We start from the raw sequence: 19,417 nt of genomic DNA on the forward strand, positions 1-19,417 counted from the left end.
ACTCTGGCCATCAGAGACCCGATATCGCTCTGATAGGCACCCGGGCGGCGGCGCCGCCCGCAAAGCAGCGGAGGTCCCGTGAGCGAAACCAACGCGATGCCCACATCGTCGTCGTCCGAGTCGTCGTCGGTGTCCTATTTCAAATGGGCCTTCATCGTGACCGCCCTCGGGCTTGTCCTCGGCGGCGTCGTCGGATGGGTCTATACCGGGACGGTCACGGGGACCTTCTCGATCTTCTTCATCTGCGCGGTCCTCGCGATCCTCGAGATCTCGCTCTCCTTCGACAACGCCGTCGTCAATGCGAACAAGCTGAAGACGATGACGCCGAAATGGCAGCGGCGCTTCCTGACCTGGGGCATCCTGATCGCGGTCTTCGGCATGCGCATCGTCTTCCCGCTCGCGATCGTCGTCGTCGCCGCCGGGATCGGTCCCATCGCGGCGCTCGACCTCGCGATCTACCGGCCGCGCGAATACGCCGAGATCATGCGCGAGGCGCATCTCGGCATCGCCGCCTTCGGGGGCAGCTTCCTGATGATGGTCGCGCTCACCTACTTCTTCGACAAGGAGAAGAACGTGCACTGGGTGAAGCCCGTCGAGCGCTGGCTGAGCCGCGCCGCCGACATGCGCGGCATCGAGATCGCCTTCGTCCTCCTGATGATCATCCTCTTCACGACCCTGCTCGGGCCGGAGGACGGGGCGGCGTTCATGACGGCGGCCGTGTGGGGGCTCGTGACCTTCCTCGTCGTCGATGTCGCGCGGAACATGCTCGACCGCGCCAACCGGTCGAGGAACGCGGCGGCGCGGGGCGGGCTCGGCGCGTTCCTCTATCTCGAAGTGCTCGACGCGAGCTTTTCCTTCGATGGCGTGATCGGCGCCTTCGCGCTGACCTCGAACATCTTCATCATCGCGATCGGCCTCGGCATCGGGGCGATGTACGTGCGCTCCATGACGATCATGCTGGTCGAGAAGGGCACGCTCGCCGAATACCGCTATCTCGAACACGGCGCCTTCTACGCGATCTTCATCCTCGGTATCATCATGTACTGCCAGACGATGATGCATATCCCCGAGGTCGTCACCGGCCTCGGCGGCGCGCTCCTGATCGGCGTCGCGCTCCTGTCCTCGATCCGCTACAATCGCGCCAAGGCCAATGGCCGCGACGCGGGGAAGTCGAGATGAGCACGAAAGGGCCGAAACCTGATCCCGAGGGCGGACCGGCTCTCCTGTCGGGCGGCAATCCCCAGATTCCGAAAGGCGAGGGCAACGCCCCGGTTCAGGCCTATATCGCCGCGATGCCCGGATGGAAGCGTGACGTGGGCGAGAAGCTCGACGCGCTGATCGAAGCCGCCGTCCCCGAGGTCCACAAGGCCGTCAAGTGGAACACGCCCTTCTACGGTCTCGAAGGCGAGGGCTGGTTCATCTCCTACCACTGCTTCACGAAATACGTGAAGGTCACGTTCTTCCAGGGCGCGAGCCTCGACCCGGTGCCGCCGGAGACATCGAAATACCCCGCCGTGCGCTATTTCCACATCCACGAGGATGAGCCGATCGACGAGGAAACGTTCGGGAACTGGGCGGCGCAGGCCAGCGAACTCCCCGGCGAGCGGCTCTGAGATTAGGCGCAGACTAACTCATCTGAAAGCAAATTCTATTTTATCAAATCAACGCCACGCCGCAATGTGGTGAAAGTCGCCGGATCGGACAAATGCCTTCGGGGTCTCGCCCGCATCCCGGCCAGGATCACATGCCGAAGGCCGCCGCGTCCGTCGCGGTATCGCGCCTCTCGTTTCGCGGAGAAAGCCCATGACCCGGATGGATGCCATCGACCCGATCGCCGAACTGAAGGCCACCGCCGCCCGCCCGTTCACGCAGGCCATGGCGATGCCGCCGGCGCTCTATACCTCCGAGGCGGTCTGCGCCGCCGAGAAGGAGCGGATCTTCGCCCGCGACTGGATCTGCGTCGGCCGCGCCTCTCGGCTCGCGAAGCCGGGCGAGTACATGACCTATGATCTCGCCGGTCAGCCGGTCATCGTGCTCCGCGACAACGACGGCGAGATCCGGGCGATGTCGAACGTCTGCCTGCACCGGATGTCCACGCTCCTGACCGGATCGGGCCGCCGCAAGGTCATCACCTGCCCCTATCACGCATGGATGTACGAGCTCGACGGCACGCTCCGGAACGCGTCCTACATGGACCGGAACGAGTGTTTCCACCGCGAAGGGATGCGTCTCCCGCAGGTGCGCTGCGAGGTCTGGCTCGGCTGGATCTTCATCACGCTGAATGAAACGGCGGAACCTGTCGCGCGCCGCCTCGCGAAGCTCGCAGGCGAGATCGCGCCCTTCGGGATGGAGGATTACGTCGAGTTCTTCCGCGAGGAACATGTCTGGGACACGAACTGGAAGGTCCTGGCCGAGAACTTCATGGAGAGCTATCACCTGCCGGCCTGCCACGCGGCGACGATCGGCGGCGTCTCCAACATCGCCGAGTTCGATCTGCCGGAGGGCGAGCCCGCCTACAACATCCACTTCATCTCGAAGGACGAGAAGTTCCGCCTCGCCTGCGCCCATCCCGCGAACACGCGGCTCACGGGCGAATGGCGCACCCGGAACGCGATCTTCTCGGTCTATCCGTCGCTGATGATCACCGTGACGCCGGGCTATTTCTGGTATCTCTCGATGCAGCCGGTCTCCGCGGGCCAGGTGCATATCATCTTCGGTGGCGGCTTCTCCCCGGATTTCGCGAATGATCCGGAGGCGGAGAGCATGATCGCCGAGGTCAAGGCGCTGCTCGACGCGGTGAACGTCGAGGACCGGGGCTGCACCGAACGGGTCTACAAGGGCGTGTCGTCCCGGCTGGCGGCGGCGGGGCCGATGAGCCATCTGGAACGCCCGCTCTACGATTTCGCCCGGTATCTGGCGGAGCGTCTGTGAGATCGCGGGGTCGCGGGGCCCGGACGATGCCGCCGGGCGCGGGGCGGATGCCGGCGCGTTAACGCATCCTCAACCCCGCGCTCGCCAGATCGTACGCGGCACCCTATCCTCCCGCCCCATGTCGTCCCGCCTCATGCGCGCCGCGCTTCGCCTCGTCCTCATCCTTATCCCGCTCGCCGCCTCCGCGACCGAGCCCGAGCGCGTGTTGCCGGCCGCCATGGTGGAGGCCGCCGGCGGCGCGCTGATCGACGTGTCGCGGCCGCCGCCCCGACCCGTCGGGCCGGACGCGGCTCCGACCTCCGGTGACGCGCGGGTCTGCGGGATGATCGAGGCGTCGGCGGCGACGGCCGGCATCGACCCGCATTTCTTCGCCCGCCTCATCTGGCGCGAGTCGCTCTTCGATCCGGCGGCGGTCAGCCCGAAGGGCGCGCAGGGCATCGCGCAGTTCATTCCTTCGACCGCCGCGCTCCGAATGCTCGAAGATCCTTTCGACGCGGAAAAGGCGCTCGACGCCTCGGCGCTCTATCTGGCGGAACTGACGCGCACCTATGGCAACATCGGCCTCGCCGCCGTCGCCTACAACGGCGGGGAAGCCCGCGCGGCGCGCTACAAGGCGGAGGGCGGGACACTGCCGGGCGAGACGCTCGCCTATGTCGAGGCGATCACCGGCCTTGGCGCGGGCGAGTGGCGGCTCGCGAGTCCGGGCGTCGATCTCACGCTGAAGGGCGACGGGTTCCGGGCCGGCTGCCTCGCGCTCGCCGCGACCCGGGGCAAGCGGCAGGCGATCCCGTCCGAACCGCTCCGCGCCTGGGGCGTCATCATCGCCACCAACCGGGACCGCGAAGGCGCCCGCCGCCAGGTCGCCCGCCTCGGCAACCGTGTGCCGATGCTCGCGGCGGAGCGCATCAGCTACGCCCGCCCGAAACGCCTCGGCCTCTCGCGGAGCCTCGTCGCCGCGCAGGTCGGACGCGACACCCGCGAGGAGGCCGATGCCTTCTGCGCCAAGTATCGTGCAAACGGCGGAGACTGCGTCGTCCTGCGGAACTGACGGCTTCGGCGCGCTCCCCTTGTGCTACGAGCGGGCCCCTTGCTCGCCGCCGTCAGGCGCCGAGCGCGGCCCGCACCAGCTCCTCGAAATGCCGGCCGCGGGTCTCGAAGCTCGAATACTGATCGAAGCTCGCGCAGGCGGGCGCGAGCAGGATCACCTCGCCCGGCTCCGCCTCGGCGAGCGCGCGTTCGACCGCGCGGTCCATCGTGCCGACGATTTCCGAGGGCGTACCGCCCAGGGTCGCGGCGAAATCCTCCGCCGCCTCGCCGATCAGATAGGCCTTGGCGACGCGGCCGAAGAGCGGCGCCAGCGCCGCGATCCCGCCCTCCTTCGCGCGCCCCCCGGCGATCCAGCGGACCCTGTCGAAGGAGAGCAGCGCCTTCTCCGCCGCGTCCACGTTCGTCGCCTTGGAATCGTTGACGACCCGCACCCCGTCATCGCGCGTCGCGATCAACTGGCTGCGATGGGCGAGGCCGGGGTAGCTCGCGAGCGCCGCCTCGATCTGTTTCGGCCCGAGGCCGAGGCTCCGCGCCACCGCGTAGGCCGCGCAGGCGTTCTGATGGTTGTGCGCGCCCGGCAGCGTCACCATCCCCCGCAGGTCGATCGAGGCGACCTGCCGCCCGCCGCGCCATTCGGCGAGAAACCCCTTCCGCGCGAAGACGTTCCAGCCGGGCCCGGAGAGCTTGCGCGCCGAGGAGATCCGGATCACCGGCTCGCCCGAACCCGCCTCCTCGCGCATCACGTTGGCGAGGAAGCGCCCCTCGTCCTCATCGACGCCGATCACGCTCCGCTCCGGCCCGCCCTGATCGAAGAGCCGCCGCTTCGCCGCGAAATAGCCGCCCATGCCGCCGTGCCGGTCGAGATGGTCGGGGGAGAGGTTCATGAAGACCGCGATATCGGGCTGCAGCGCACGGGCGAGGTCGATCTGGTAGGAGGAGAGCTCAAGGACCACGACCATCCCGTCCTCGGCCGGGTCGAGGTCGAGGGCGCCGCGGCCGAAGTTGCCGCCGATCTGCACCGGCCGCCCCGCGAGCCCCGCGACATGCGCGATGAGCGCCGTGGTCGTGCTCTTGCCGTTCGAGCCGGTGACGCAGACGACGCTCGGCATCCGGTCGAAGTTGTCCCAGTCGGGGGTGGCGAAGGAGCGGAAGAACAGGCCGATGTCGTTGTCGACAACGACGCCCGCGTCCCAGGCGGCGGCGATGGCCGGATGCGGCGCCGGATAGAGATGCGGGATGCCGGGCGAGACGATCATCGCCTTCACGCCTTCGAGCGTCCTGCCCCGCGCGGGATCGGCGGCGGTGAACCCCTCTGCCTCCGCCGCCGCGCGCGCGCCCTCGCCGTCATCCCAGACCAGCACCTCCGCGCCGCCCGCGCGCAGCGCCCGCGCCGAGGGCAGGCCCGAGCGGCCGAGGCCGAGCACGAGCACCTTGTGGCCGGAGTAGCCGCGGACAGGGATCATCGGGAGTGCTCCATCATCGGGGGAGGGCGGACAATGCCCCGCTTCCACGACGGATGCAAACGACCCGCGACGCGCCCCGGAGCCGGGACGGTCGCCGTCTCAGAACAGGAAATCGCCAAGCCCGATTTCGTCCGGGTCCGTGTCCTTGATGCGGATCGAATGGCCTTCAGGAAAGCTGATCAGCGTGTCCTCGCCGCGCGCCTCGCGGGCGATGATGAAGGGTCGCGCCTCGGCCCGCGAAAGGCCGGTGAGTTCGATCCGGTCCCGCCCGTCGGCGAAATCCTCGATCACGTCGCGGCCACTATTGAAGACGAAGGTGTCCTCCCCCACGCCGCCCCGGAGACGGTCGTTGCCCAACTGCCCCACCAGCCGGTCGTCGCCCCGGCCGCCCGTCAGCGTGTCGTCACCGGTGTTTCCGTAGAGCCGGTCATCGCCCGAACGTCCGCTCAGCCGGTCATCGACCAACGTCCCCCGCAACCGGTCCGCGCCACCATCGCCCGCGCGCCATGGCAGGTCGAGCGAACGGGACGCAAGGAAAACATCGAACTGGTCGCCAATGGTCGCCTGATAGGTCGATCCAATGTCGCCGAGGATGTCGAGGGTCGTGTTTCCGAAACCCAGGTCGCTTTGGGTCTGTTCGGTGATCCGGACCGACGCGTCCACCGGCCGCCCATCGGGACCCATGACGCGGCCATAGAGATCGTATCCATCGACGCGCGGCCCGAACGCATCCTCGACCGTATGAATGTAGGTGACGAGCGTATGGCCCTCGCCGAGGTCAACCACGTCATGCACGAACTGGTCGCCGGACTGGCGGTCGCCGTTGACCCTGACCGATCGCGTCTCCCCCACCCCGTTCGTATCGAGCAGCCGAAAGTAGACATCCTGGCCATCCGCCGCCTCCGCGCTTTCGCGGTGCCACGTGAGCGCATAGCCACCGGCCGTGCCAACCATCTCGGGGTTCATGATCTCGCGCGAGATTTCACCCTCTCCGGCGCGGATGACCGGAACGACCGTCCTCTCGTCGGACACCGGAGTTCCATCCGCCTCGAATACCCGGACCTTCACGACGTATCCGTCCGAATCGGTTTCCCGCCAACCGACCGCGAAATTCCCGCCCCGGCCCGAGGCGATGACCGGATTGGGCGCCCCCGCGTCTCGCGCGGTAGTTCCCGACACCTCTGCGAGGCGCATGACACCGCCGATCGCCTCGCCATCCGAATCGTGGCGATAGGCCAGCAGCGTATAGGTATCCGACGCGATGCGTCCGACCAGCGTCACCGACTCGTCGGAGGTGAGCGTCGTGATCCCCTCGACGAGATGGTGGCCGGTATGGTTCGGCGTCAGTTGCAGCGCGGGGCCACGGGGACTCCCGTTCGGATCGGCGAACCTCACATATGTGTCGTAAAGAGCGTCCTGCGTGCCGTCGCGCGCCGAGGGGCCGTTGCTCTCGAATGCGACGGCGAACCCTCCGTCCCCGAAGGCGGTCGCCGCGGGCAGCCGTTGATGACCTTCCGTGATGTCAGGGATAATGAAATCAACGGTGTTATCCCCCCCGACACGGCCTTCGACATCAGCGAAGCCGTCCGCCCCGGCACTAGTCCAGAATCCGATCACGCTCCCATCCGCCCTCGACAGGATGAAGGGATGAAACTGTCCCCCAGCGGTCTCGCGTGAAAGGTCATATGTTGGCATGATGTCGCTCCCCCGTTTGGCAGAGCAATTTTACCCCCTCCCCCACCCTGCCACCAAACGATTTACCCGCGAGGCGACTATCTTAGCTTCAGCGTCGCGAGGCCGATGACGGCGAGGATCAGGCTCACGATCCAGAATCGGATCACGATCTGCGGCTCGGCCCAGCCCTTCTTCTCGAAATGGTGGTGGATGGGGGCCATCAGGAAGACGCGCTTCTTGGTGCGCTTGTAGTAGCCGACCTGGATGATGACCGAGAGCGCCTCCACGACGAAAAGGCCACCGACGATCGCGAGCACGATCTCGTGCTTGGTCGCCACCGCGATCGCACCCAGCGCGCCGCCGAGCGCGAGGCTGCCGGTATCGCCCATGAAGACCGCCGCGGGCGGCGCGTTGTACCAGAGAAACCCGAGCCCCGCTCCGATCAGCGCCGCGACGAAGACGGTGATCTCGCCGGTTCCCGGCACGAAATGAACGTCGAGATACTGCGCGAAATTCGCGTGGCCGACGACATAGGCTATGATGCCGAAGGCGCCGGCGGCGATCATCACCGGCATGATCGCGAGCCCGTCGAGCCCATCCGTCAGGTTGACCGCGTTGGCCGCGCCGACGATCACCAGCATCCCGAAGAGCAGGAAGGCGGGCCCGAGCGGCAGGAGCAGCCCCTTCAGCACCGGAAAGGCCAGCATTCCCGTCAGCCCCTCGGGATGCAGATGCATGGCCCAGGCGCCCGCGATCAGCGCGATGAGAAAGCCCGCGCCGAGCCTGAGCTTGCCCGAGACCCCGTCCACCGTCTGGCGCTTCACCTTGGCATAGTCGTCGGCGAAGCCGATCATGCCGAAGCCGAGCGTCACGAACAGCACCATCCAGACGAAGCCGTTGTCCCAGCGCGCCCAGAGCACCGTCGCGAAGGTGAGCGCGGAGAGGATGAGCAGCCCGCCCATCGTCGGCGTGCCGGCCTTCGAGATGATGTGGCTCTGCGGCCCATCGGAGCGGATCGGCTGCCCGCGGCCCTGCCTCAGCCGCAGCATGTCGATCAGCGGCCGCCCGAAGACGAAGCCGAAGAGGAGCGCGGTCATGAAGGCGCCGCCCGCCCTGAATGTGATGTATCGAAACACGTTCAGGAACGAGAACTGGGTTGATAATTCGGTCAGAAAGTAGAGCATTCGAGGGCCTGTCCGCTCGCAGTGGTTGTACCCGCCGGTTGGCGGCGGTTTGTTCGTTGGCCTTGTTCTTCCCGGGGGCCGGTGATCGCGAGGCTCAGACCGCCGCCTCCAGCGCCGCCTCCACCGCCTCGGGGGGTCGGGCATCGCCGAGTTTCTTGATCGCCTCCACGACGCGGCCGACCCGCGAGCCCAGCGAGCCCTTGACCATCGCGATGTCACCCGCGTCGAGCAGCCGCCCGACACGCGCGGCCATTTCGTCGGCGGTCTCGAACCATTCGCCGCGCTGCCCGGGCGGCAGGATGTCGTAGAGCGCGCGCATCCGCCCGCCCGCGCAATGGACCTTGTTCACCGCCCGCATGGCCGGCACCCGCGCCAGACCCTCGTGCAGCGCGCGTTCCTCGGGGCCGAGTTCGAGCATGTCGCCGAGAAAGGCCACCCGGCGGCCCCGCGCGACCCGGCCGAGCCCGTCCTCGGGGTCCTCCGCGGCGAAGACTTCGAGCGCGGCTTCCATGGCGGCGGGATTGGCGTTGTAGCTCTCGTCGATCAGCCGGATCGCGCCGTCGAGCCCGCCGGGGCCGAGCAGCACGGTCCAGCGCGCGCCCCGTCCCTCCGGTGCGCGCCAGTTCGAGAGCGCGAGCGCGCCGCGCGCCAGGTCGCCGCCGAGCGCCTCGACGCAGGCGAGCGCGCCGAGCGCGTTCAGCGCGAGATGCGCGCCGGGGGCGGCGATCTTGAAGAAGAAGGTCTCGCGTGCGCGACGCGCAGAAAGCGATGTTCCCTCGGTGCCGAGCCTCACGTCGAGGAGCCGGTATTCCGGTCGGCCCTCGGCGCCGAAACGGATCGGGCGCGCGCCCGCCTTCGCCGCGGCGCGGCGCAGGATCGGATACTGCGGGATGTCGCGGTTCATCACCGCGACGCCGCCCGGCTCCAGCCCCGCGAAAACCGTCGCCTTTTCGCGCGCGATCCCGTCGAGGTTCTCGAAAGCCGCGAGATGCACGGCGGCGACCGTCGTCACCATCGCGACATGCGGCCCGGCGAGCCGCGCCAGCGGTTCGATCTCGCCCGGCGCGTTCATGCCGATCTCGATCACCGCGTAATCGCGATCCTCGGCGAGCCGCGCCAGCGTGAGCGGCACGCCCCAATGGTTGTTGAAACTCTTGTCCGCGGCGTGCACCCGGCCCTGCGCGCCGAGCGCCGCGCGCAGCATTTCCTTGGTCCCGGTCTTGCCGACGGACCCCGTCACCGCGACCACGCGCCCGCGGAACCGGGCCCGGGCCGCCGTCGCGAGCGCGCGCAGCCCTTCGAGCACATCCGCCACGACGAGGAGCGGCGCGTCCGATGCGACTCCCTCGGGCACGCGCGAGACCAGCGCGGCCGCCGCGCCGCGCGCCAGCGCCTCGGCGACGAAATCATGGCCGTCGCGGGCGGCGGTCAGCGCGACGAAGAGATCCCCCGGCAGGAGCGTCCGCGTGTCGATCGAGACGCCGGTCGCCCGCCAGTCGACGCCGCGAGCGCCCCCCGTCGCCGCGACCGCCGCGTCCCGCGTCCAGAGCACGCTCAACTCCTCAAGCCCCCAGCTTCACGCAACAAACCCTCAATCCACCAGTCCCTCAGTCCTCAAGCCACCAGTTCTCACGCGCCCAGCCCGTCGAGCGCGGCGACGGCCACGCTCGCCTGTTCGATATCGTCGAAGGGCAGGACATCGTCGCCGACGATCTGCCCGGTCTCATGCCCCTTGCCCGCGATGAGGAGCGCGTCCCCCGGCTGAAGCGCGTCGACCGCGGTCAGGATCGCCTCGGCCCGGTCGCCGATCTCGACCGCCTCGGGGCAGCCCGCGCGCACCTCGGCGCGGATCGCCGCCGGGTCCTCGCTTCGGGGGTTGTCGTCGGTCACATAGACCACATCGGCGCCATCCGCCGCCGCCCGCCCCATCAGCGGACGCTTGCCCCTGTCCCGGTCGCCGCCGGCACCGAAGGCGATCAGGATACGGCCCATCACATGTGGCCGGAGCGCGCGGAGCGCGGTCGCGATCGCATCGGGCGTATGGGCGAAATCCACGAAGACCTGCGCGCCGTTCGCGCGGGTCGCGGCGCGCTCCATCCGGCCGCGGACGGTCCTGAGGCGCGCGAGCGCGTCGATCGCGAGCGCGGCATCGCTGCCCGAGCCGATCGCGAGGCCGAGGGCCACCAGCGCGTTATAGGCCTGGAAGCCGCCGATCAGGTCGAGCCGCGTCTTGTGGCTGCGTCCGGCCCAGGCGAAGAGCAGATCCTGTCCGGTCGCATCGAACCGCTGCCCGATCAGCCGCAGCTCCGACCCCTCGGCCCGGCCGACGGCGATCACCCTCTGGCCGCGCGCGCGGGCGGCGCCAGCGAGTTCGCGCCCGCGCGGGTCGTCCACGTTGATGACCGCCGCGCCGCCCTTCGGCAGGACCCGGTCGAAGAGCGCGCGTTTCGCGGTGAAATAGGCCTCGGCATCGGCGTGGTAGTCGAGATGGTCGCGCGTGATGTTGGTGAACCCGGCCGCGGCGAGCCGCACGCCATCGAGCCGGTGCTGGTCCAGCCCATGGCTCGACGCTTCCATCGCCGCGTGGGTCACGCCCTGGACCGCGAGATCGGCGAGCAGCGCGTGCAGCGTCAGCGGTTCCGGCGTCGTGTGCCGCAGCGGCGCGTGCACCGCGCCCTCGACGCCCGTGGTGCCGAAATTCACCGCCCGCTCGCCGAGATCCTCCCAGATCTGCCGCGTGAAGCTCGCGACCGAGGTCTTGCCGTTGGTCCCCGTGACCGCGACCATCACCTCGGGCTGCGCGCCTGACCAGCGCGCGGCGGCGATCGCCAGCACGCGGCGAGGATTGTCCGCGACGACGACCGGGACCGTCATCGGCCCCTCCGCCGCCTCGATCCTCTCCAGCCCCTCGGGATCGGTCAGGATCGCGCTCGCCCCCATGCGGAGCGCGTAGGGGATGAAATCAGCGCCATGCATCCGGCTGCCGGGCAGCGCGGCGAAGAGGTGGCCGGGCTTGGTCTCCCGGCTGTCGACGGAAAGGCCCGAGATCTCCGGCAGCGTGCCCGACCAGTCGCCGCCCCGCCGCGTACCGGTCAGCAGGCCCAGCGTCTCGAATCCCATGAGCTTTTCCGCGCGATCGCTGCCGGTCATCTCTTAGCCTCCGCGCCCGGGTAGGACCCGCTTCCCGATCAAGGGGCTAGTCGTTTCCGGCAAGCGTGTAAAGCGACGCCGCCCGCGTCGGAGGATTCGTGCTCCGGGCCGTGGGCCCCTCGGCCTGTGGCCGCGGAGCGGGCGGCTTCGGCCGCAGCCCGAGAACGGGGGTCAGCCGCTCGATCACCTCGGCCGCGACCGGCACGGCGGTCAGGCCGGCGGTCCGGAAGGCTGTCTCGTTGATATAGGTGATCGGCTCGTCGAGGCTGACGATCAGCACGTATTCGGGATCGTCCGCCGGGAAGAAGCTCGCGAAGGAGGCCATCACCTTGTCGCGCGCGTAGCCGCCTTCCGGCAGCGGCTTGTCCGCCGTCCCGGTCTTGCCGCCGACGTCGTAGCCCGGAATGTCGGCACCGTTCGCGGTGCCCCGGACCACCACCTGACGCAGCATCGCGCGAACCTCGGCGGAGGTCTGGGACGAGAGCACGCGCTCGGCCTCGGTCGGGCGCCAGTCGCTCTCGAGGATGCTCGGCCGCACCAGAAGCCCGCCGTTCACCAGCGCCGCGTAGGCGGTCGCCAGATGAAGCGGCGTCACCGCGATCCCGTGACCGAAACCGATCGTCATCGTCGAGAGATCGGACCATTTGCGCGGCAGCATCGGCGTCGTGCGCGCCGCCTCGCTCAGTTCGACCGGAACCGGGGAAAGCATCCCGATCCTGCCGAGGAAGTCCTTCTGCGCCGCCGCGCCACTCCCGATCGCAAGCCGCGCGGCGCCGATGTTCGATGAATGGACCAGCACATCCTCGACGGAGAGCAGGTCGCCGTAGTCATGGTAGTCGCGGATCGTGAACCGGCCCCATTTCATCGGGCCCTTGGTATCGATGATGGTTCCGGGCGTCGCCTCGCCCCGCTCGATCGCGAGCGCGGCCGTCATCGCCTTGAAGGCGGAGCCAAGCTCGTAGCGGCCCTGGGCCGCGCGGTTGAAGAGCGGGCTCTCCGCCGGATCGCCCTCGGTCGGCGGCGCCGGGCGCAGGTTCGGGTCGAAATCGGGCAGGCTCGCGAGCGCGCGGATCTGGCCGGTATCGGCCTCCATCAGGATACCGACCGCGCCCTTGGCGCTCATCTCCGCCATGCCCTTGGCCAGCACCTCCTCGAGCGCCACCTGCGCGTCGAGGTCGATCGAGAGCCGGAGCGGCGTTGTGACTGCGGCCGGATCGCGCAGCCGGCCGTCGAGCTGGCGTTCCACGCCCGCCGTGCCGACGACCTCGGCCGCGTCCACGCCCTCGCGCCCGAAGCTGGCGCCGCCGAGGACATGGGCGGCGATCGCGCCATTGGGGTAGAGCCGCACCTCGCGCGGGCCGAAGAGCAGGCCCGGCTCGCCGATGTCATGCACCAGTTGCCGCTGCTCCGGCGAGATGGTGCGCTTGATCCACATGAACTTCCGGCCGTCGGTGAACTTCTCCGTCAGGTATCCGGCGTCGAGTTCCGGGAAGATCCGGGCGAGCTGGCGCGCGGCGTTCTCGGGATCGATCAGGTCGCGGGGCTGCGCATAGAGCGAGGCGGTCACGATATTGGTGGCGAGAAGTGCTCCGTCGCGATCGACGATATCCGCGCGCTGCGCCCGGATCGGCTCGGCCGAGGCGGCGCCGCGCGGCTCGACCGGCACGGCGGCGGAGAGCAGCGCCATGCGCGCTCCCACGGCGGTGAAGCCGAGGATGAAGGCGGTGCCGAGCAGCAGGATGCGGGTCTCGGCCTTCCGGCGCTCCTCGCGGTGGCGCGCGGCGAGCCGGGCGGCGCGTTCCTCCGCCTCGACCAGATCGGGATCGGTACCTTCGGCGCGGGCGGACAGGATGCGGGCGAGCGGGCGCAGGGGTCTCCGGATCATTCGATCGCTCCAATCGTGGCGAGGGCCGCGCGGCGGTTCGCGGCCTCCGATGGCGGCGGCGCATCGGCTCCGGGATCGCGGGCACCCGTCTCCCGGTCGGTCGGCATGGGCGGGGCTGGCGGCGGGAAGGGAACCTCCGCCACATCGCCGAACTGGCCAGGCGTGAGATCGACGAGGCCTAGCGCCTCGGCATTGGCGCTCACGAGCTGGCGCAGGCGGTCCGGCCGGTTGAGATACGCCCATTCCACCTTCAGGACGCCGAGCGACTCGCGCTCCACGGCGATCTCGGCGCGAAGATCCGCGACCCGGGTCAGCGCGTCCTGCGTCGCATAGTTGACCCGGTAGGCCCAGGTCGCGCAGACCGCCAGCAGCACCACGGCGGAGAGGTAGAGAACCGCCCTCATGATCTGAACTCCCGCGCGATGCGCGCCGGCAGGCCCAGTTCCGTCGCGCCAAGCGGCACCGGCGGCGTATCCAGCCTCCGTGCGATCCTGAGCTTCGCCGAGCGCGCCCGGGGGTTGGCCGCGACCTCCTCGGCATCCGCCTCCACCGCCTTACGCGTGACGAGCGAGAAGGACGGAGGCGGTCCCTCGGTGGCGGGCGCATGACGGCTGCCGCCCGGCGCCGCGCCGGAACGGTCGCGGAGGAAGCGCTTCACCACGCGGTCCTCCAGGGAATGGAAGGTGACGACCGCGAGCAGGCCACCCTCCTTCAGCGCGCGCTCCGCCGCCGCGAGGCCGCGGACAAGCTCGCCGAGCTCGTCATTGACCGCGATCCTGAGCGCCTGGAACGAGCGCGTCGCGGCATGCGGCTGGCCGGGCTTCGGCCGCGGCAGCTGCCGCTCGATCACCTCGGCGAGCCCCAGCGTCGTCTCGAACGGCACGGCGCGGCGCGCGGCGACGATCGCCCGTGCGATCCGGCGCGAGGCGCGCTCCTCGCCATACTGGAACAGGATGTCCGCGAGCTCGCCTTCCGGAAGATCGTTCACGAGGTCGGCGGCGGTCGGTCCGGCCTGCTCCATCCGCATGTCGAGCGGCCCGTCCTTCTGGAAGGAAAAGCCCCTTTCGGGGGCGTCGATCTGCATCGAGGAAACCCCGATGTCGAGCACGACGCCGTCGACCTCGGGGGAACCCGCTTCACTCGCAATACGATCAAGATCGCCAAACCGCCCGGGCACCAGCGTGATCCCCGCCACAGGGACCGCCGCGGCCAGCACATCCGGATCGCGATCGATCCCGATCACGCGATCCGCCCCCGCGCCGCGCAGCGCGCGCGCGTATCCGCCCGCTCCGAAGGTGCCGTCGACCCAGATGCCGGCGACGGGTGCGACCCGTTCGAGGATCGCCCCGATCAGGACCGGGACGTGCGGCGGCGCGGCGGAGATGGGCGACATCATCATTCGTCACCCTCGTCCGGGATCTCGTCGAGGGCGGCCATCGGATCGCTCATCGGATCGCCCGCGACCATCCGGGCGCGGCGCTCTTCCTGCTCGGCTTCGGCGACTTCGGGGACGCGGATTCGGAACGTGTCGAGGTGGCCCTGGAACACCAGTTCATCCATCGCTCGAATTTCGTCCCGCAAGTCCTTGGGAAGAACGATTCGTCCGTTGGGATCGACTTCGAGGTAGGTGGAATTGGTGAGATACATCTCGATCGCATTCTCCCGCGCGTCGCGGGACGGGATCTTGCGAATCCGACGCTCGAGGCGCGTCATCGAATCGATCGTATAGCCTTCCAGGTAGCCGTGCTCCCGGGCCTGACCATGGACGAGGATGAATCGGAGCGGCTTGCCATCGACCCATTCCGGGTCGCCCTCGCGCAGCACGGTGCGAAAGACGGCGGGGATCGACACGCGCCCCTTGCCGTCCACCTTGTGGACCGACTTGCTTCTGAACGCCGGTCGCAACTCGCGTCCTACTCCTGCCTCTCTCGGAACGAAAACGGGTCGTGCTTAGTCATAAGCACGACCCGTCGTCGGTCCTGATTGGGCCCCTGGCCCGACTGCCACGTATTTCTTCTACGTGTTGCTCGTTTTCTCAGTCGCGCCGGGTCCGTCTACTTTGGGAAAACAGGGGGTGCCTGTATGAAGCCTGCCAAACTTCTGGTGGGTCTTTCGCCCTAAATTGATCCATCAACCTCTGTCGTCCGTGATTATTGGGATAGCATGGGAATCCATGGAAATCAATGGACTTCGGCTCCCCGCGGCGCGGGCCATCGATCGCTGTTCCAGGCCCCGGACGGGCTCGGCGATTCTGGCAGAACTTGTAGGCTCACCAGAGCGTTACCACTAGATCTACTGCAACCTCTGGTTGATATTTGAGGGTACCGCGGTGAACCATCTCGCGGTGCCGAGTTATCCTTCGACGCGAGGCAAGGTTAAAGGATCCCGAATCGCAAGGCATAGGCGGATTATCGCCCATAATCTTGTGGAAAACTGCGCGCGGATGGCCTGTAAGCCGGATTCTGTAACCCCATCAATGGTTTGATCAGGGGCCGATGACCATTCGTCTAGGCCTGCCGTCGCCGGCGGGCTCCAGCGGCCAACCCGGATCGCTCGGGCGGAAGAGCCTTGGGATGAAATCCCACGCGATCCCTATTTGGCCTTGCTCCTGGCGGGGCTTGCCGTGCCACCGACGTCGCCGCCGGCGCGGTGGGCTCTTACCCCACCGTTTCACCCTTGCCTCCGGGGGACGGAATCCCGTCGGAGGCGGTCTGATCTCTGTGGCGCTTTCCCTCGGGTTGCCCCGGGCGGGCGTTACCCGCCGCCATTCCTTCCCGGAGTCCGGACTTTCCTCGCCCCGGTCTCCCGGGCCGCGGCCATCCGGCCATCCGCGCGTGCCCCGTTTAAGTGGGGAGAGCGGGCGCGTCAACGCAAGGGTGGCGACGGGCGATTTCCAGCGCGAGAGCCACATCGGTCGCGGAGAGCGGCCCGGAAGCCCATGGCCGGAACCGCAGCCGGAATGCTCCAAGCACCACCGGCCAGCCGCCCACGTCGGCGGCATGGTATCCCATGACACCGCAGGCGCGGGCGAAGACCTCCCAGTCGGCGGTCGCGGGTCCGAGCCCTCTCTCGCCGACGAAGATCGCGCGGCCGCCCCGGGCGAGACGGGACCAGTCGAACTTCGGCCCGGGATCGGCCTTGCGTCCCGGCGCCATGTCGGAATGGCCGATCACCCGGGCGGGTGGAATGTTCCAGCGCGCCATGATGTCGTCGAGCAGACGTTCGAGCGCCACCATCTGCGGTTCGGGATAGGGCGGCAGGCCGTCGAGCGGGCCGGGATTGACGAGTTCGATGCCGATCGAGCGCGAGTTGACGTCGTGAACCGCGCCCCAGGCCCCGGTCCCGGCATGCCAGGCCCTCGCTTCCTCAGGGACCAGTTGCCAGAGCTCCCCGCGCCCGCCGACGACATAATGCGCGGAAACCTCCGCCGCCGGGTCGCAGAGGCGGTGGAGCGCCGCCTCGGCGCACTCCATCGCCGTATGATGCAGGACGATCAGATCCGGCAGCGCCCCGTCGCGACGTTCGCCGTGGTTGGGGCTTGGCCGGAAGACCGCGGCGATCAGCCCGGCAGCTCGCGATAGGGCCTCGGGTCCCAGTCGCAGGCGAAGCCGTCGCCGTCGGGATCGAGCCCGTGCTGGTCATTCTGAGGTCCGCCCGCCGCGAGGAAGACGCGCTGCGCGTCGTCGTCGCTGCTGAACCGCCGGCAGCCGGTCTTGAGACCCAGGCTCCTGCCCCGACTGTAGATGCTTTCGCCGACCGCGTTCGTGGACTGGCGCGCGAAAAGCGCGATGTTCACCCCTTCGACCCGGTCGGGCAGACGGCCGGGCTGCACGATCACGAGCCGCGAGCGGTCCTCGTCCAGCTTCCGCTGGGCGATGGCGGCGTCGATCTTCTGCTCCTCGAGCGTGGTCTGCATCAGGTTCAGCGTATCCGCGTCGAGCGGCCGGCCGATCCCGGGCGCCGCGTCCGCCGTCGTGACACCGACGGGCGCGCGCTGGACACCATCCGACAGCGTTCCGGCATCGAGCGACGGGGCCGCGCCCACAGCCGTACTGGCGCCCGCGCCCGTCGCGGCCGGAGGCACCGTCGTACCATAGGTCGCCGTACCATAGGTCGTCGTGCCGGAAGTCGACGCGCCATAGGAGGATGCTCCGGCATAGGGCACCTCGGTCACGACCGCGGGCTCCGGCACCGACAACTCACCCGACGTGCATCCGCCCAGAAAACCCAAAGCCAGTACCGCGAGAAGCCCCTTGTTCATTACGCCCGATACCCTGTCCTGCGCTGGTTCGACCTTGTTTCTACCACCATTTTTCCGGCTTGGCAGTAAATTCGCTGGCACGCTCCAACGCATAGGCCACGTCGAGCATCCCGGCCTCGTCCCAGGGCCGCCCGATCACCTGCAGGCCGAGCGGCAGCCCGTCGCCGTCCAGACCCGTGGGCACCACCGCGCCCGGCAGGCCTGCGAGGTTCACCGTGACGGTGAAGACATCGTTGAGATACATCTCGACCGGGTCGCTCGACGCCATCTCGCCGAGCCCGAAGGCGGCGGAGGGCGTGGCCGGGGTCAGGATCGCGTCGATCCCCTGTTGCTGGAAGACCGTGTCGAAATCGCGCTTGATCAGCGTCCTGACCTTCTGCGCGCGGGTATAATAGGCGTCGTAGAAGCCGGCGGAGAGCACATAGGCGCCGATCATCACGCGGCGGCGCACCTCGGGGCCGAAGCCTTCGGCGCGGGTGCGCTCGTACATCTCGGTGATGCCTTCCCGCCCCCCGATCCGCGCGCGGCGGCCGTAGCGCACGCCATCGTAGCGCGCGAGGTTGGAAGACGCCTCGGCCGGCGCGATCACGTAATAGGCCGGGAGCGCGTATTTCGTATGCGGCAGCGTGATCTCGACCAGTTCCGCCCCGGCGGCGCGCAGCTTCTCGGCGCCATCGGACCAGAGCGCCTCGATCTCGGCGGGCATGCCGTCGACGCGGTACTCGGTCGGGATGCCGATCCGCTTGCCGCGCATGTCGCCGACGAGCGCGGCCTCGAAATCCGGCACCTCGCGCGGGGCGGAGGTCGAATCCCGCGGGTCGTGGCCCGACATCGCCTTCAGCATGATCGCGGCGTCGCGCACCGTCTTCGTCATCGGCCCCGCCTGATCGAGCGAGGAGGCGAAGGCGACGATCCCGAAACGGGAGCAGCGGCCATAGGTCGGCTTCACGCCGACGATGCCGGTGAAAGCCGCGGGCTGGCGGATCGAGCCGCCGGTGTCGGTCCCCGTCGCGCCGAGGCAGAGATCCGCCGCGACCGCCGCCGCCGAGCCGCCGGAGGAGCCGCCGGGCGTCAGCGGCGTTGCCTCGCCACGCCGTCGCCACGGGCTGATCGCCGGGCCATAGGCCGAGGTCTCGTTCGACGAGCCCATGGCGAATTCGTCCATGTTGAGCTTGCCGAGGCAAACCGCGCCCGCTTCCCAGAGCTTGGAGGTCACCGTGCTCTCGTAGGGCGGGCGGAAACCGTCGAGGATGTTGGACGCCGCCTGCGCCGGCGCGCCCTCGACGCAGAACAGGTCCTTGATCCCGAGCGGCACGCCGCAGAGGTCGGGCGCCTCGCCCTGCGCCAGCCGATCCGCGGCCGCCTTCGCCTGTTCCCGCGCGCGGTCGGGCGTGAGCGCGGTATAGGCATTGAGCGCGGTGGCGCCCTCGGCGGCGGCGAGGCAGGCTTCGGCCAGTTCCTCGGCGCCGATCTGCCGGGCCCTGAGCTGGTCGCGGGCTTCGGCGATGGTGAATTTCGCTGGATCGGACATCACTCGACGACCTTCGGCACGGTGAAGAAACCGGAGCGGGCGTCCGGCGCATTGGCGAGCACGCGCTCGGGATAGCCGCCGTCGCTCACGGCATCGGCGCGGAGCGGCGCGGCCATCGGCGTGACCGAGGTCATCGGCTCGACGCCCGCGATATCGACCTCGCCAAGCTGCTCCATGAAGCCGAGAATGGCGGAAAGCTCGGTCGCGAGCGGGTCGAGATCCGCCTCGGCGACCTCGATCCTCGCGAGATGGGCGACGCGGCGCGCGGTCTCCTTGTCGATCGACATGAGG

17 protein-coding genes and 1 other RNA gene are annotated in these 19,417 nt (G+C 68.9%); 4 read left to right on the plus strand and 14 right to left on the minus strand.

Going from position 1 to position 19,417, the window contains the following annotated elements; genetic code table 11:
- Positions 1-96: 96 nt before the first annotated feature.
- The 4 genes from ACLJK8_RS03700 (at position 97) to ACLJK8_RS03715 (ending at position 3,979) form a co-directional block, all read left to right on the plus strand.
- Complete coding sequence (locus ACLJK8_RS03700) at positions 97-1,179, plus strand: DUF475 domain-containing protein (RefSeq protein ID WP_413148830.1); 1,083 nt, start codon at positions 97-99, stop codon at positions 1,177-1,179.
- The gene (locus ACLJK8_RS03705; protein WP_413148747.1) at positions 1,176-1,613 is read left to right on the plus strand and encodes a DUF1801 domain-containing protein; all 438 of its coding nucleotides are present in this window, start codon (positions 1,176-1,178) and stop codon (positions 1,611-1,613) included. The genes ACLJK8_RS03700 and ACLJK8_RS03705 overlap by 4 nt, the downstream gene beginning before the upstream one ends.
- Before the next feature lie 190 nt (positions 1,614-1,803).
- Positions 1,804-2,931: an aromatic ring-hydroxylating oxygenase subunit alpha gene (locus ACLJK8_RS03710; RefSeq protein WP_413148748.1), complete on the plus strand. Its 1,128-nt coding sequence runs from the start codon at positions 1,804-1,806 to the stop codon at positions 2,929-2,931.
- A 118-nt stretch (positions 2,932-3,049) separates the two neighbouring features.
- Positions 3,050-3,979 (plus strand): lytic transglycosylase domain-containing protein, encoded by a 930-nt coding sequence (locus tag ACLJK8_RS03715; protein WP_413148749.1) that lies wholly within the window; start codon positions 3,050-3,052, stop codon positions 3,977-3,979.
- A gap of 52 nt (positions 3,980-4,031) precedes the next feature.
- Here the strand turns inward: ACLJK8_RS03715 and murD are convergent, their stop codons facing one another.
- The 14 genes from murD to gatC all read right to left on the minus strand — a co-directional run bounded on the left by murD (position 4,032) and on the right by gatC (position 19,413).
- Positions 4,032-5,441: a UDP-N-acetylmuramoyl-L-alanine--D-glutamate ligase gene (gene murD / locus ACLJK8_RS03720; protein ID WP_413148750.1), complete on the minus strand. Its 1,410-nt coding sequence runs from the start codon at positions 5,439-5,441 to the stop codon at positions 4,032-4,034.
- 99 nt (positions 5,442-5,540) lie between these two features.
- Entirely contained in the window at positions 5,541-7,058 is a 1,518-nt protein-coding gene (locus tag ACLJK8_RS03725) for a calcium-binding protein (RefSeq protein WP_413148751.1), read from the minus strand.
- Positions 7,059-7,213: 155 nt separating this feature from the next.
- On the minus strand, positions 7,214-8,299 hold the full coding sequence (mraY, locus tag ACLJK8_RS03730; protein ID WP_413148752.1) for a phospho-N-acetylmuramoyl-pentapeptide-transferase: 1,086 nt from the start codon (positions 8,297-8,299) through the stop codon (positions 7,214-7,216).
- 94 nt (positions 8,300-8,393) lie between these two features.
- On the minus strand, positions 8,394-9,857 hold the full coding sequence (locus tag ACLJK8_RS03735) for a UDP-N-acetylmuramoyl-tripeptide--D-alanyl-D-alanine ligase (RefSeq protein WP_413148753.1): 1,464 nt from the start codon (positions 9,855-9,857) through the stop codon (positions 8,394-8,396).
- Between the two features lie 71 nt (positions 9,858-9,928).
- Positions 9,929-11,449: a UDP-N-acetylmuramoyl-L-alanyl-D-glutamate--2,6-diaminopimelate ligase gene (locus ACLJK8_RS03740; protein WP_413148754.1), complete on the minus strand. Its 1,521-nt coding sequence runs from the start codon at positions 11,447-11,449 to the stop codon at positions 9,929-9,931.
- Between the two features lie 46 nt (positions 11,450-11,495).
- Complete coding sequence (locus ACLJK8_RS03745; protein ID WP_413148755.1) at positions 11,496-13,334, minus strand: peptidoglycan D,D-transpeptidase FtsI family protein; 1,839 nt, start codon at positions 13,332-13,334, stop codon at positions 11,496-11,498.
- Positions 13,331-13,738, minus strand: coding sequence for a cell division protein FtsL (locus tag ACLJK8_RS03750; RefSeq protein WP_413148756.1), 408 nt, complete (start codon positions 13,736-13,738; stop codon positions 13,331-13,333). The genes ACLJK8_RS03745 and ACLJK8_RS03750 overlap by 4 nt, the downstream gene beginning before the upstream one ends.
- Complete coding sequence (rsmH, locus tag ACLJK8_RS03755; protein ID WP_413148757.1) at positions 13,735-14,733, minus strand: 16S rRNA (cytosine(1402)-N(4))-methyltransferase RsmH; 999 nt, start codon at positions 14,731-14,733, stop codon at positions 13,735-13,737. Before rsmH ends, ACLJK8_RS03750 begins: the two co-directional genes overlap by 4 nt.
- Positions 14,730-15,239, minus strand: a complete 510-nt coding sequence (locus ACLJK8_RS03760; RefSeq protein ID WP_413148758.1) for a division/cell wall cluster transcriptional repressor MraZ — start codon at positions 15,237-15,239, stop codon at positions 14,730-14,732. The genes rsmH and ACLJK8_RS03760 overlap by 4 nt, the downstream gene beginning before the upstream one ends.
- Positions 15,240-15,769: 530 nt before the next feature.
- Positions 15,770-16,166: RNase P RNA component class A (rnpB, locus tag ACLJK8_RS03765), an RNA gene on the minus strand.
- Between the two features lie 11 nt (positions 16,167-16,177).
- Positions 16,178-16,807: an N-acetylmuramoyl-L-alanine amidase gene (locus ACLJK8_RS03770; protein ID WP_413148759.1), complete on the minus strand. Its 630-nt coding sequence runs from the start codon at positions 16,805-16,807 to the stop codon at positions 16,178-16,180.
- 86 nt (positions 16,808-16,893) lie between these two features.
- Complete coding sequence (locus ACLJK8_RS03775; RefSeq protein ID WP_413148760.1) at positions 16,894-17,526, minus strand: hypothetical protein; 633 nt, start codon at positions 17,524-17,526, stop codon at positions 16,894-16,896.
- Positions 17,527-17,635: 109 nt separating this feature from the next.
- Complete coding sequence (gene gatA, locus ACLJK8_RS03780) at positions 17,636-19,126, minus strand: Asp-tRNA(Asn)/Glu-tRNA(Gln) amidotransferase subunit GatA (protein ID WP_413148761.1); 1,491 nt, start codon at positions 19,124-19,126, stop codon at positions 17,636-17,638.
- Positions 19,126-19,413: an Asp-tRNA(Asn)/Glu-tRNA(Gln) amidotransferase subunit GatC gene (gatC, locus tag ACLJK8_RS03785; RefSeq protein ID WP_413148762.1), complete on the minus strand. Its 288-nt coding sequence runs from the start codon at positions 19,411-19,413 to the stop codon at positions 19,126-19,128. Before gatC ends, gatA begins: the two co-directional genes overlap by 1 nt.
- Between the last annotated feature and the right edge of the window lie 4 nt (positions 19,414-19,417).

This window comes from Amaricoccus sp. W119 (assembly GCF_047275745.1).
In the GTDB taxonomy this organism is placed as follows: Bacteria; Pseudomonadota; Alphaproteobacteria; order Rhodobacterales; family Rhodobacteraceae; genus Amaricoccus.